The following is a 12,486-nucleotide window of genomic DNA, read 5'->3' as shown; positions in this document are numbered from 1 at the left end:
TGTTGCTGCTTAACCAGTGCGTCAATGGGCGAGGAATACCGGAATTTCGGCGTGTTCCAGCATATTGCGGGTGGCTCCGCCCAGAATGGCCTCGCGAAAACGCGAATGCCCGTAGGCCCCCATAACAATCATCTCGCTGTTGGTGTCGCGCGCATGGCGCAGCATGACATCGGAAATGCGAGGCAGCGTTTTGGAGAGCACGTCGACCTCGACCCGGACGCCGTGGCGTGACAGGAATTGTGACAATAAGCCACCCGGATCGGACCGGTTTGGGCCATGCGTGGGGGGATCAACGACAACCACGCGCACCAGATCAGCACCGCGCAGAAACGGCAATGCAGCGCGCACAGCGACAAGCGCCTCGGCGCTTTCATTCCAGCCAACCGTAATGGTGCGGGGTTGTGTGACAGGGTCGCAATTGTCAGGCATCATCAGTACCGGGGACTGCCCCTCGAACAGGGCCGCTTCGAGCGTGGGTTCCAGTTCGGCACCGCGGTCGTCCCCGTAGGGTTTGGGCAGAATCACCAGATCGGCAAATCGCGCCCGTGCGGCCACATGCCTGCTGAGGTCAGCGATCTGGGCAACCCCAGAATCGGTTGACCACCGGATCCCAGAACTTGCGAGCAAAGACTTGCCTATTTTTTCAACAGTTTCAGCTTCGGAATGCGCCTGGTTCAAAGTTTCTTGCAGGACCATCGCGTTGGCGCCGGCAAAGTAATATCCCGCCTGGCTGCGATCAACGCCCAAGCAAAGAAGGTCATAGTGGGCATCCTGCGTTCCGGCCAGAGCAATGCCCTGAGCAATCGGGCCCTTGGCCAGATCGGGATTTGTCAGCACGGTCAGCAGAGATTTGTAGGCCATTGAGGCACTCCCATGTTAGTAGGTTGGTGTATTCAATTTCGAGCATTGGCGGAGGCTGAGAGTTGCAGTCCGGCTTATTAACATCGATAGGGAAGCAATTCTGGAAACATCGCTTTGATGCAGATCAAGGCGATCTTTTTGCTGCAGTCGCAAAAAGCCAACAGTCTAAATCCGCCAGGGCGTATGCGAGTCGCACCTGGCAAGACGAAGGGACGCAAAATGGTTAATTATATCAAGCTGATTGCGCTTGGTCTCGTCACGCTTTTCGCGATGATGGCGGCCAATTACGCGCGTGATCTGGCTTACTTGGTACATGCCCTCATTGTGACGGCAGTATCTGGTGGGCTGTTTATCTGGACCCTGCGGCGGATCGGTACGAAAGTGTCGCACCCGCAGGACGAATATTTCGACAGTGTGGTGCGCGCCGGCGTCATCGCAACCGCCTTTTGGGGTGTGGTCGGCTTTCTGGTGGGTGTCTTCATCGCCTTTCAGCTGGCATTTCCGGTACTGAACTTTGAGTGGGCACAGGGGTTTGCCAACTTTGGGCGCTTGCGCCCGCTGCACACGTCTGCGGTTATTTTTGCCTTTGGCGGGAACGCGTTGATCGCGACTTCGTTCTATGTTGTGCAGCGCACCAGCGCCGCGCGCCTATGGGGCGGCAATCTGGGCTGGTTCGTATTTTGGGGCTATCAGCTCTTTATCGTATTGGCAGCGACCGGCTATCTGTTTGGTGGCACACAGTCCAAAGAATACGCAGAGCCGGAATGGCATGTGGATCTGTGGCTGACGATTGTCTGGGTGGCTTATCTGGCTGTTTTCCTCGGCACGATCATCAAGCGTAAAGAGCCGCATATTTACGTGGCGAACTGGTTCTACCTGTCCTTCATCGTAACTGTTGCGATGCTGCACCTGGTCAACAACCTGACAATTCCTGTTTCGATCTTTGGATCGAAATCGGTGATCGTCTGGGCCGGTGTTCAGGACGCGATGGTTCAGTGGTGGTACGGTCACAACGCGGTTGGTTTCTTCCTGACCTCAGGCTTTCTGGGCATGATGTACTATTTCATCCCGAAACAGGCTGAGCGTCCGGTGTTCTCATACAAGCTGTCGATCATTCACTTTTGGGCGCTGATCTTCCTCTATATCTGGGCTGGCCCTCACCATCTGCACTATACCGCGTTGCCTGACTGGGCTTCGACGCTGGGCATGGTGTTCTCGATTGTGCTGTGGATGCCATCCTGGGGTGGTATGATCAACGGTCTGATGACGCTGTCTGGCGCATGGGACAAGCTGCGCACCGACCCGGTTATCCGGATGATGGTGATCTCGCTTGGCTTTTACGGCATGTCCACATTTGAGGGTCCGATGATGTCGATCCGTGCTGTGAACTCGCTGTCGCACTATACAGACTGGACCATTGGTCACGTACACTCTGGTGCGCTTGGCTGGAACGGTATGATCACCTTTGGTGCGCTGTACTTTTTGGTGCCTGTTCTGTGGAAACGCGAACGCCTGTATTCGCTTAGCCTTGTGTCATGGCACTTCTGGCTCGCCACGATCGGTATCGTTTTGTATGCCGCATCCTTGTGGGTCGCCGGTATTACTCAGGGCCTGATGTGGCGCGAAGTAGACGCCAACGGCTTCCTCGTGAACTCGTTCGCTGACTCTGTTTCTGCGGTAATTCCAATGTACATCGTTCGCGCGATTGGTGGTTTGTTCTTCCTCTCGGGTGCTGTGATCATGTGCTACAACCTGTGGATGACTGTTCGGAAGGCACCGGCTAAAGAAGCCAGCCTCTCTGTCGCAGTCCCCGCTGAATAAGGAGGGCCGGAACAATGGGAATTCTTGACAAACATAAGGTTCTGGAAACCAACGCGACCCTCCTGCTGATCTTCAGCTTTCTGGTCGTGACCATCGGCGGTATCGTGCAAATTGCACCGCTTTTCTGGTTGGAAAACACAATCGAGGAAGTGGAGGGCATGCGCCCTTACACACCTCTGGAAATGACCGGTCGCGAAATTTACATTCGCGAAGGGTGTTACGTGTGCCACAGCCAGATGATCCGTCCGATGCGCGACGAGGTTGAACGGTATGGACATTATTCACTGGCAGCGGAATCGATGTACGATCACCCGTTCCAGTGGGGGTCCAAGCGGACCGGGCCTGATCTGGCGCGGGTTGGCGGACGTTATTCGGACGACTGGCATGTCGACCACATGCGTAATCCGCAGTCGGTTGTGCCTGAATCCGTGATGCCCAAATATGGCTTCCTTGAGCGTAAGATGATCGACGGCAAATACATTGGTGAGCTTCTTGCTGCCAACGCGATTGTCGGTGTGCCGTATACGGACGATATGATCACCAACGCCCAAGCTGACTTTTTGGCGCAGGCGGATCCGGACAGCGATTATGACGGGCTGCTGGAACGTTATGGTGAAAGCATCAACGTGCGCAACTTTGACCGCCAACCCGGTGTGTCTGAGCTGGACGCGTTGGTGGCCTATCTTCAGATGCTGGGTACCCTTGTCGATTTCTCGACATTCACCCCAGACGCGTCGCGGTAAGGAGCGGAAAAATGGAAACATATTCCCTTCTGCGTGAGTTTGCTGACAGCTGGATGCTTTTGTTCCTGTTCGCTTTCTTTGTCGGAATCATCCTTTGGGTGTTCCGGCCGGGAGCGAGCAAGGAGCACCGCGACACCGCGGGCATTCCGTTTCGGCACGAAGACAAACCCGCCACGGATGAGGAGGCGACGACATGAGTGACAAGACTCCTGAAAAGAAAAACGAACATGGGCATGGCACGACAGGCCATTCCTGGGATGGCATCGAGGAATGGGACAACCCAATGCCTCGTTGGTGGGTGATGGTCTTTTACGCCTGTATCATCTGGGCGATCGGGTATTCGATTGCGTATCCGGCATGGCCGGGCATCAAAAGTGCCACGGCGGGCGTTCTTGGGTTTTCGACCCGCGCCAACGTGCAAGCCGACATTGACGCCGCCAATGCCAAGCTGGCACCCATCAACGCCAAGCTGGAAGCCGCAGAGTTGACTGCAATTGCCGGTGATACCGAGTTGAGCAGTTACGCGACTTCGGCGGGTGGTGCGGTCTTCAAAACATGGTGTGCCCAGTGTCACGGGTCAGGTGCTGCCGGTGCGGTTGGATACCCCAACCTGCTGGACAATGACTGGCTGTGGGGCGGCGATGTCGAAGAGATTTATCTCACAATCAAACACGGCATTCGCAACGAAGTTGACGAAGACACCCGTTATTCGGAAATGCCCGCCTTTGGCGACATTCTGGAGAACGAAGAAGTGGAACAGGTTGTTAACTTTGTGATGTCTCTTTCGGGTGAAGCCAATGATCCGGCTTTGGTCGAGGCGGGTGCGGTTGTCTTTGAAGACAATTGTTCGTCTTGCCACATGGAAGACGGCACAGGTGATCGCAGCCAGGGTGCTCCGAACCTGACGGATGCGATCTGGTTGTTTGGTGGCGATTACGACACCGTCAAAGCGACCGTCAACTACAGCCGTTTTGGCGTTATGCCATCCTGGCAGTCACGTCTGAGTGAAGCACAGATCCGGGCGGTTTCGTCTTATGTGCACCAGCTGGGCGGCGGCGAATAAGCCATAAATCATTGGGGTCCGCCCCAATTGAAGAAATATCACCGGTCCCTTCGCTGAAGGGGCCGGTTTTCTTTATCCCATCGACGTATCGGCGCCGCGTTTCTTGGCGCGATTGGCATCGTCTTTCTTGCTCCAGATTGCCAGCCCGGCCCACGTGACAAGATAGCAGAGCCCAAACGCAACAATCCATTCTCCGGGAATCGGACCGACATCTGCCCGGCGAAACATCTCATCCAGACTTGTGACCGGGGTCGGGTGTACAACCAGTTTGCCGACAAAGGCCAAGGACTGGATCAGCAATATCCACAGGTAGTTTCGTCGAATACGGCGGCCAATGGCTGTCAAAAACGACACGTGGTAAACTGGCTTCATATAATCGTTTGCCAATGTCTGCTGCCAGTTTTCCTCCATGTGCAAATCCCCGTCATAAAGCAGGGGCGCATAAAAATGGGTCTCAAGCCAACGCGCACGGGCGCGCCACACGTTGAAGTACCGATACCGCCGTGCTTCGAGGTTGAGAAAAAGGATGATCAACACCCCGACCAGAATAAGCGGCAAGGGCGACGCGTCAGGCGAGGCAAACGAGATCGACAAAGCGACGCCCAGCGTGACCACTGCCCAGTTGGTGGTGGTGTCCAGACGGGTGCGCCAGATCGTACTTCGGTAGACTTCTCCGCGGTAAAGATGGGCAACGGCGCCGATTTCCGCGGCTGTAAGATTATTACGTTGTGAGGTCGGGTCCATTTCGGGATCTTGCGTGTCCATATGTGTTTCTATGACATGACGTAGATCATGCGTCAAAACCTGCATGGCGGGGGCATCATTTGCCTATGCTGATAAATTCAAAAAAAGGCACACGTTTTGACCACGACTTGACCGAGATCAAGTCACGCTGACCGGAATCAGATCAGTATCAGTGACAGAGGGGCTCGATGGTTTATCCCGGAACGCCTCAAGAAAACCCCTGTTGCTGGTGCAGATGGGGTCATAGGTATCGGTCTTCCCGTCCTGTTCGCGCGTTTCCTGGGAAGGCCGGTACCTTTTTCTATTCCCTGACAGATTAATGTGATAGCTTACTTGCGGATTACGCCAGACTGCAAACGTTTTGCGCCAAAGGCGTTTGGCGCTGGTTGAGGTGCGGGGGAATTGCCTTGGCGAAAAATTTGAATTCAAAAAAGCAAACGCGTTACACGATATCCGAATCCACGACACAAGCCTGTGCGATGCTGGGCATTCAGACCCCACGCGTGCTGCGCCGTGCCGGATTGCCCGACGATATCATTTCCAACGAAGGGCGCGGCGTAACCGGCGCGCAGTTTTTTGACCTGTGGAATGCGGTGATTGCAGAATGTGATCAGCCGAACCTGCCATTGGAAATGGCAAAGGTGTTTTCGCGGGGTCCATTTGATGCGGCGTTATTTGCGTTTTCCTGTAGCCCAAATATCGCGGTTGGTCTGGAACGGCTGGCAGTGTTTAAACCGCTTGTCGCCCCCATCAAGCTGAGCTTGCGGCTCAGTGAACGCGCCATTTCGGTGGACGTTACGGCGGGTGAGCCGGGGTTGGTCATGCCAGCGACAATGGCGGCGTTTCATTTGGCGCATCTTATTGAAATCAGTCGAACTTCCACCGGAGTCGACGTTGTACCTTTGAAAGTTGGACTGCCCGAACTGATGCCGGAGCAAGCGGTGTACGACCGGCATTTTGGACGCCCGGCCATTGTCGCGGCGCAAGCCAGCCTGACGTTCTCGCGAGAAGATGCACACCGTCCGCTGATTTCAGAAAACCCCGAACTTTGGGCAGGGTTTGAGCGCGACCTGACCCGGCAGCTGGCAGAACAACGACGCAATACGGCAGTGTCGATCCGCGTCCGCAATGCGCTTTTGGAATTGTTGCCGTCCGGGCAGTCTTCGGTCGATGCAGTGTGCGCGCGACTTTTGATGAGCCGTCGCAGTTTGCAACGCCATTTGAAGGCCGAAGGTGAGACATTTCAAGGCATTTTGGATGCCACGCGCGAAGACCTGTCTTTGCATTATCTGCGCGCGGGCGCGTTGAGCGTGGAGGAAATTTCCTACCTTCTGGCCTATCGCGATCCAAATTCGTTTTATCGGGCGTTTCAGGGCTGGACGGGGCAAACCCCTGCGCAGGTGCGCCGCGCCTGACGCTGCCGAGGTTAAAAACCTACATTAAAGATGTGGCATTTGACACAGGTCAAAGTGTTGCCTCTAAATGATTGAGACAAGAGACTTACCCCATTTCCAACGCGTGAGTGATTCCGTGAGCAGCAATCCCGAGCCAGCCCTTTATAAGGCGCGCGAACCGATTTTCCCGAAACGAGTCAAAGGCAACTTTAGAAACCTGAAATGGTTCATAATGGCCTTCACATTGGGGATCTATTACCTGACCCCCTGGATTCGCTGGGACCGTGGCCCCAGCCTGCCGGATCAGGCAGTTTTGCTTGATCTGGGCAATCGCCGTTTCTTTTTCTTCATGATCGAGATTTGGCCGCACGAGTTTTACTTTGTTGCGGGCCTTTTGATCATGGCCGGTTTGGGACTGTTTCTGTTTACGTCTGCACTTGGCCGGGTGTGGTGCGGGTACGCGTGCCCGCAAACGGTGTGGACTGATCTGTTTATTCTGGTGGAGCGCTGGATTGAGGGCGACCGGAACGCGCGGCTCAGGCTGCATCGCCAGAAAAAATGGGATTTCCGCAAAGTACGGCTGCGTCTCACCAAGTTGATTGTCTGGTTGTTGATCGGGTTGGCCACGGGTGGGGCATGGGTGTTTTATTATACCGATGCGCCGACTTTGATGGTGGATCTGCTGAATGGTACGGCGCATTCAATCGCCTATACCACCATTGCCGTGATGACCTTTACCACAGTGTTTTTCGGGGCCATCGCGCGCGAACAGATATGCATTTACGCCTGCCCATGGCCGCGCATTCAGGCGGCGATGATGGACGAAGACACGCTGACTGTTGGCTATCGTCATTGGCGCGGCGAGCCGCGTGGCAAAGGCAAACGGACAAAAGACACCGAATTGGGCGACTGCATCGATTGTATGGCCTGCGTTAATGTGTGCCCGGTGGGCATCGACATTCGCGATGGTCAACAGCTGGAATGCATCACCTGTGCTTTGTGCATCGATGCCTGCGACGACATGATGACCAAGGTCGGCAAACCACGTGGGTTGATTGACTATCTTGCCGTGGGTGACGAGGCGCATGAAACCGCTGGAAACGCACCGCGTAGCGTCTGGAAGCATCATTTTTTGCGCCCCCGGACCATTCTCTATACAGCGATGTGGTCGTTGGTGGGTGTCATGTTGGTGGTGGCGCTTTTTATGCGGACTGACATCGAATTGACGGTCGCGCCCGTGCGCAACCCAACCTATGTCACATTAGCGGACGGTTCGATCCGAAACACATACGAAATACGTCTGCGCAACAAACATGGCGAAGAGCGTCCGTTCCGGTTGTCGCTAAAAGGCGACCCGACGTTGCGGATTGATCTGGAAGGCACGCCCTATGACGTGGTCAATGTGCCTGCCGATGAGATGAAGCTGCAGCGGGTTTATGTTGTGGCGCCCAAAGGATCGGTCCCGGCAGAGGGCGCATTAACGGATTTCCGCTTTTGGGTAGAAGACGCGACCAACGGAGATCGTGTACATAAGGACACGATCTTTAACGGAAGGAGCAACTGATGGCGCAGGGCGAATTAACAGGGCGTCACGTGCTGTTCATTTTTGTCGGCGCGTTCGGCGTGATTATCGGGGTCAATCTGATACTGGCATGGAACGCGGTGGCAACTTTTCCCGGGCTGGAGGTAAAGAATTCCTATGTCGCCAGTCAGGAATTTGATGTGCGTCGCGATGCGCAGGTTGCCTTGGGGTGGACTGTCACGGCGCGATCTGGCGGCGGATTGTTGGTGCTTTCGATACTGGATCAGGACGGCGCGCCGGTTGAGGTAGAAGAATTGCACGCCGTTCTGGGGCGGGCGACACATGTCAAAGACGATGTTGAACCGAGTTTTGAGTTTGACGGACGCGCGTATGTGGTTCCGGCCGAGCTGGCCCCAGGGAACTGGAACATCCGCATGACAGCCCGGGCCAAGGACGGCACGGAATTCACGCAGCGTGTGGTTCTGCACGTGACGCAGGGCTGACACATGACGGCTGCGATGCGTCCGAATATTTCGGCCTGTCCGGCCTGTGACGCAGCCCCGGCTGCGGCGGCCATTGCGGAACGGGATGCGCAACATGATGCGCATTTGGCGCTGTCGGTGCCGACGGTGCATTGTGCGCTGTGCATCACCACTATCGAAAACGAACTCGCGCGCCAGCCGGGTGTTAAGTCTGTACGTGTGAACCTGACCCTTAAGCGCGCCACTGTGGAAGCTGAACCGGATGTTACTGCGGACGATCTTGCGCGCGTGTTAGAGGGCATCGGATATGAAGCCCATGAACTTGACGCCGGGACGCTAAAATCAACGGAATCGAACAAGGCGGGGCGTGATTTGTTGATGCGTCTGGCCGTGGCCGGTTTTGCGTCAATGAATGTGATGTTGCTGTCGATCTCGGTCTGGTCCGGGGCAGAGGCGGCGACGCGCGACATGTTCCATTGGATTTCCGCAGCGATTGCGTTGCCAACGATCGTATTTTCCGGGCGTCCGTTTTACGTCAGTGCGTGGAACGCGTTGAAACATCGACGTCTGAACATGGATGTCCCCATTGTTCTGGCGATTCTGCTGGCTGTTTTCACGTCCCTTTGGGAAACGTCATTGTCCGGCGAACACGCCTATTTTGATGCGGCGCTGACATTGGTGTTTTTCCTGCTGGCTGGGCGATATCTGGACCACAGAACCCGCGCTGCCGCGCGGTCTGCCGCCGAAGAACTGGCCGCGCTGGAAGTCCCGCGCGCGGTGCGGTTGAGCGATGGCCAGGAGGAAACTGTTCAGGTCAGCGCGTTAAACGTTGGCGATCTGGTGTTGGTGCGCCCGGGCGGACGCATGCCGGTGGACGGAGACATTGAACAGGGCCAATCAGAGCTGGACCGGTCCTTGCTGACCGGAGAAACGTTGCCGGTGTTTGCGGAACCGGGTCTGCAAGTCAGCGCGGGGGAAGTGAACCTGACCGGGCCGCTGGTTGTGCGGGCGACTGCGGTTGGGAAAGAAACCAGCCTGCATCGCATGGCGGATCTGGTGGCCGTCGCTGAATCGGGTCGTTCGAATTACACGTCACTGGCGGACAAGGCGGCCAAGCTTTATGCGCCGGGCGTACACATATTGTCGGCACTCAGCTTTCTGGGCTGGTACCTGTATACGTTTGACGTGCGCACAGCCTTGAATATTGCGGCGGCTGTGTTGATCATTACATGTCCATGCGCGCTTGGGCTGGCGGTGCCGGCGGTGACAACTGCGGCGTCGGGGCGGCTTTTTCGCAAGGGCATGCTGATCAAAGACTCCACCGCGTTGGAACGTCTGGCGCAGGTGGATACGGTTGTGTTTGACAAGACAGGCACGCTGACTGCGGGCACGCCAGAGCTGACCAATCTGGATGCATTCTCACGCCAGGACCTTTCGGTGGCGCTGGCATTGGCGATGGGGTCGTCTCATCCGCTGAGCCTTGCCCTGACGCGGTCAGGGCAGGCGGCTGGCATTGCGCCAGCATTGCTGAGCGAGATCAAAGAAGTGCCGGGATACGGGACTCAAGGCCTGTTGGACGGCAAACTGGTCCGTCTGGGCCGGGCGTCGTGGGTCGGTGCGTCGCCGCTGGCTCAGACATCGGCTTATCTGGATGCCGGAGATGGCGCGCCTAAGGCGTTTTTGTTTGCGGATGCGCTGCGGGATGGGGCCGAACAGGCTGTTTCGGCGTTGAAAGCCGACGGCAAGACCGTGATCCTGTTGTCAGGCGACACAACTGGTGCCGTGGAAGATCTGGCCAACCGGTTGGGGATTGAACGCTGGGCGGCCGAAGCATTGCCCGAAGACAAGGCGCGCCGGGTGCAGAATTTGGCCAGGGATGGCAAACATGTGTTGATGGTCGGGGACGGGTTGAATGACACTGCCGCCCTGGCAGCGGCACATGTATCGATCTCTCCTGCGTCGGCGCTGGATGCAGCGCGTGTGGCGTCTGATATTGTTCTGCTGGGTGGGGATCTGAGTCCGATTGCTGATGCGCTGGTCACAGCGCGGTCTTCGACCCGCCGAATTCGCGAGAACTTTCGGATTGCGACAGTCTATAATGTCATTGCTGTGCCGCTGGCCGTGGCCGGATTGGCGACACCGCTGATTGCTGCATTGGCGATGTCATTGTCTTCGATTACTGTGTCGCTCAACGCGCTGCGGGTGAGGTAACGACACATGCAAATTCTGGCCTATCTGATTCCGATCTCGCTGGTGCTGGGGGGCGTTGGTCTTTTGGCGTTTGTGTATACGGTGAAATCTAATCAGTATGACGACCCGGACGGTGATGCCCAGCGTATTTTGTCAGGGCAATATGACGACAAACCCAAACCTTGAATTGGTTGGGTTGCCGGTTTTCCAAGAGATGATTGAAGTGGTCCCTTAGCCGGGACCAATTGTGTAACAGGTGATCTGGCGTGCCTGCAGCCTGCGGCAGGCGAGGTCAGCGGTTTCACGGGTCATGCCCATGAAGTTGGCCTCATACCCGCGCGAATTCCGCACCACCTTGCGCAATGACCCGTCCAGCGTCGACATCTCAGCCAGTGCGGTCTTTAGCAGGAACTTTTCGGCGGCATAGCGGCTGGCATACCGGCCCACATTGACACCCCAATGACGTCCGCCAGATGTGGACAGGCGTGTGACCACTTTGGGTTCGGGCGGAGGTGTCACCTCGGGGGCGATCAATGCAGCGGCTGTGTCTTGCTGAGCTTGCAGCAGGGCTGACTGAATATCGTGTTCGATCACTTTGGCAGCAGCGATGACAACCGCCTGGTTTTCAGGCTCGTTGGTCACAGGGCGCATTTTGGGGCGCAGGGATTTCCTGACGGCTAAGTTGACGCGGATGGTTTTGCCAGCAGGCGGCGGGCCGCCTTTATAGGCAGGCGCCGAAGGTTTGCGCACGGCAACATTGCTGGGCGCGCGGCCGAACCCAAGGTCAAGCAATTCGGCAACTTTTGCGTTGCGGGTCGCTGAAGAGCGGCCTCCGAACACGGTGGCGATAATTCTTTCATTTCCGCGTTCCGCAGAGGCAACAAGGTTGAAACCGGCGGCGCGAGTATAACCTGTTTTGATCCCATCGGCACCGCGATACGCCGCAAGCAGGCGACGGTTGGTATTGGTGACGGTCTTGATCCCGGCATCGGTCGAACGGCGTGAAAACAGGTTGTAGTATTGCGGGTAGTCATAGAGCAGGTGACGCCCCAATGTGGTCATGTCCCGCGCGGTCGACATATGTCCGCTTTCGGTTAACCCATGTGCGTTCTTAAAGGTCGTGTTGGACATGCCAAGCGCCTTGGCGGTCCGGTTCATCCGGCGGGCAAATGCCGCTTCGGACCCTTCCAGTGCTTCGCCAATCGCAGTTGCGGCATCATTGGCCGATTTGACCGACGCAGCCCGGATCAGATAGCGCATCGCAATGCGCTGACCCGACTTAAGGCCAAGTTTTGAAGGAGGCTCCGCCGCCGCATTTTTGGAAATGCGCACTTTGGTATCCAGCGAGATCTCGCCGTTTTTGATCGCCTCGAACGCGATGTAAAGCGTCATCATCTTGGTCAGCGATGCCGGATGCAGACGGGTGTCCGCGTTTCTTGCGTGAAGCACCTCGCCTGAGCGGGCGTCTATCACCATCGCGGCATAAGGTGCCGCGGACACGTTTGAAGCTACGCCAAAAGCGAGCCACACGAGTGTTAATGCCAAAAGCCCGAATCGGGCCGGCCATGGTTGCCGAGCCTTCACCTGAACTGCCTTTTCTCTGCCTCTGGCCGCCAATTTTTCGGTCTGACCTTTTTATTGAGACAACGCTAGCACAAGCCGGAAT

At 56.4% G+C, this 12,486-nt stretch carries 12 protein-coding genes; 9 read left to right on the top strand and 3 right to left on the bottom strand.

What is annotated here, in order from left to right; genetic code table 11:
* Nucleotides 1-21 precede the first annotated feature (21 nt).
* A complete protein-coding gene (locus ABJI08_RS19510; RefSeq protein ID WP_348403528.1) occupies nt 22-861 on the bottom strand; it encodes a universal stress protein in 840 nt (279 codons plus the stop codon).
* 219 nt (nt 862-1,080) lie between these two features.
* Here ABJI08_RS19510 and ccoN point away from each other — a divergent pair, with 219 nt between their 5' ends.
* The 4 genes from ccoN to ccoP are packed head-to-tail and all read left to right on the top strand — an operon-like array spanning nt 1,081 to nt 4,488.
* A complete protein-coding gene (gene ccoN / locus ABJI08_RS19505) occupies nt 1,081-2,682 on the top strand; it encodes a cytochrome-c oxidase, cbb3-type subunit I (RefSeq protein ID WP_348403527.1) in 1,602 nt (533 codons plus the stop codon).
* 14 nt (nt 2,683-2,696) lie between these two features.
* Nucleotides 2,697-3,425 (top strand): cytochrome-c oxidase, cbb3-type subunit II, encoded by a 729-nt coding sequence (gene ccoO / locus ABJI08_RS19500; RefSeq protein ID WP_348403526.1) that lies wholly within the window; start codon nt 2,697-2,699, stop codon nt 3,423-3,425.
* Between the two features lie 11 nt (nt 3,426-3,436).
* Nucleotides 3,437-3,622, top strand: coding sequence for a cbb3-type cytochrome c oxidase subunit 3 (locus ABJI08_RS19495; RefSeq protein WP_348403525.1), 186 nt, complete (start codon nt 3,437-3,439; stop codon nt 3,620-3,622).
* Nucleotides 3,619-4,488 (top strand): cytochrome-c oxidase, cbb3-type subunit III, encoded by an 870-nt coding sequence (gene ccoP, locus ABJI08_RS19490; protein ID WP_348403524.1) that lies wholly within the window; start codon nt 3,619-3,621, stop codon nt 4,486-4,488. The genes ABJI08_RS19495 and ccoP overlap by 4 nt, the downstream gene beginning before the upstream one ends.
* A gap of 72 nt (nt 4,489-4,560) precedes the next feature.
* Here the strand turns inward: ccoP and ABJI08_RS19485 are convergent, their stop codons facing one another.
* Nucleotides 4,561-5,253 carry a DUF2270 domain-containing protein gene (locus ABJI08_RS19485; protein WP_348403523.1) on the bottom strand — a complete coding sequence of 231 codons (693 nt, stop codon included), beginning with the start codon at nt 5,251-5,253 and terminating at the stop codon, nt 4,561-4,563.
* A gap of 386 nt (nt 5,254-5,639) precedes the next feature.
* On the opposite strand from ABJI08_RS19485, the gene ABJI08_RS19480 reads away from it, so the two are divergent.
* The 5 genes from ABJI08_RS19480 to ccoS all read left to right on the top strand — a co-directional run bounded on the left by ABJI08_RS19480 (nt 5,640) and on the right by ccoS (nt 11,006).
* Complete coding sequence (locus ABJI08_RS19480) at nt 5,640-6,647, top strand: AraC family transcriptional regulator ligand-binding domain-containing protein (protein WP_348403522.1); 1,008 nt, start codon at nt 5,640-5,642, stop codon at nt 6,645-6,647.
* 103 nt (nt 6,648-6,750) lie between these two features.
* Nucleotides 6,751-8,190, top strand: coding sequence for a cytochrome c oxidase accessory protein CcoG (ccoG, locus tag ABJI08_RS19475; protein WP_348403521.1), 1,440 nt, complete (start codon nt 6,751-6,753; stop codon nt 8,188-8,190).
* Nucleotides 8,190-8,651 (top strand): FixH family protein, encoded by a 462-nt coding sequence (locus ABJI08_RS19470; protein ID WP_348403520.1) that lies wholly within the window; start codon nt 8,190-8,192, stop codon nt 8,649-8,651. Before ccoG ends, ABJI08_RS19470 begins: the two co-directional genes overlap by 1 nt.
* Nucleotides 8,652-8,654: 3 nt before the next feature.
* Nucleotides 8,655-10,841, top strand: a complete 2,187-nt coding sequence (locus ABJI08_RS19465) for a heavy metal translocating P-type ATPase (RefSeq protein ID WP_348403519.1) — start codon at nt 8,655-8,657, stop codon at nt 10,839-10,841.
* A gap of 6 nt (nt 10,842-10,847) precedes the next feature.
* Nucleotides 10,848-11,006 carry a cbb3-type cytochrome oxidase assembly protein CcoS gene (ccoS, locus tag ABJI08_RS19460; protein WP_348403518.1) on the top strand — a complete coding sequence of 53 codons (159 nt, stop codon included), beginning with the start codon at nt 10,848-10,850 and terminating at the stop codon, nt 11,004-11,006.
* Nucleotides 11,007-11,051: 45 nt separating this feature from the next.
* Here the strand turns inward: ccoS and ABJI08_RS19455 are convergent, their stop codons facing one another.
* The gene (locus ABJI08_RS19455) at nt 11,052-12,404 is read right to left on the bottom strand and encodes a D-alanyl-D-alanine carboxypeptidase family protein (RefSeq protein WP_348403517.1); all 1,353 of its coding nucleotides are present in this window, start codon (nt 12,402-12,404) and stop codon (nt 11,052-11,054) included.
* Nucleotides 12,405-12,486 lie beyond the last annotated feature (82 nt).

This window comes from Shimia sp. (assembly GCF_039969785.1).
GTDB lineage: Bacteria > Pseudomonadota > Alphaproteobacteria > Rhodobacterales > Rhodobacteraceae > Shimia.
Note: the sequence above shows the minus strand (reverse complement) of the source record. Positions and strands in the feature narration are given on the sequence as shown.

Coding starts and splice junctions, on each gene's coding strand:
- ABJI08_RS19495 (WP_348403525.1), top strand. CDS start 3,437: ATGGAAACATATTCCCTTCTGCGTGAGTTTGCTGACAGCTGGATGCTT.
- ccoO (WP_348403526.1), top strand. CDS start 2,697: ATGGGAATTCTTGACAAACATAAGGTTCTGGAAACCAACGCGACCCTC.
- ABJI08_RS19510 (WP_348403528.1), bottom strand. CDS start 861: ATGGCCTACAAATCTCTGCTGACCGTGCTGACAAATCCCGATCTGGCC.
- ABJI08_RS19465 (WP_348403519.1), top strand. CDS start 8,655: ATGACGGCTGCGATGCGTCCGAATATTTCGGCCTGTCCGGCCTGTGAC.
- ABJI08_RS19470 (WP_348403520.1), top strand. CDS start 8,190: ATGGCGCAGGGCGAATTAACAGGGCGTCACGTGCTGTTCATTTTTGTC.
- ccoS (WP_348403518.1), top strand. CDS start 10,848: ATGCAAATTCTGGCCTATCTGATTCCGATCTCGCTGGTGCTGGGGGGC.
- ABJI08_RS19485 (WP_348403523.1), bottom strand. CDS start 5,253: ATGGACACGCAAGATCCCGAAATGGACCCGACCTCACAACGTAATAAT.
- ccoP (WP_348403524.1), top strand. CDS start 3,619: ATGAGTGACAAGACTCCTGAAAAGAAAAACGAACATGGGCATGGCACG.
- ccoN (WP_348403527.1), top strand. CDS start 1,081: ATGGTTAATTATATCAAGCTGATTGCGCTTGGTCTCGTCACGCTTTTC.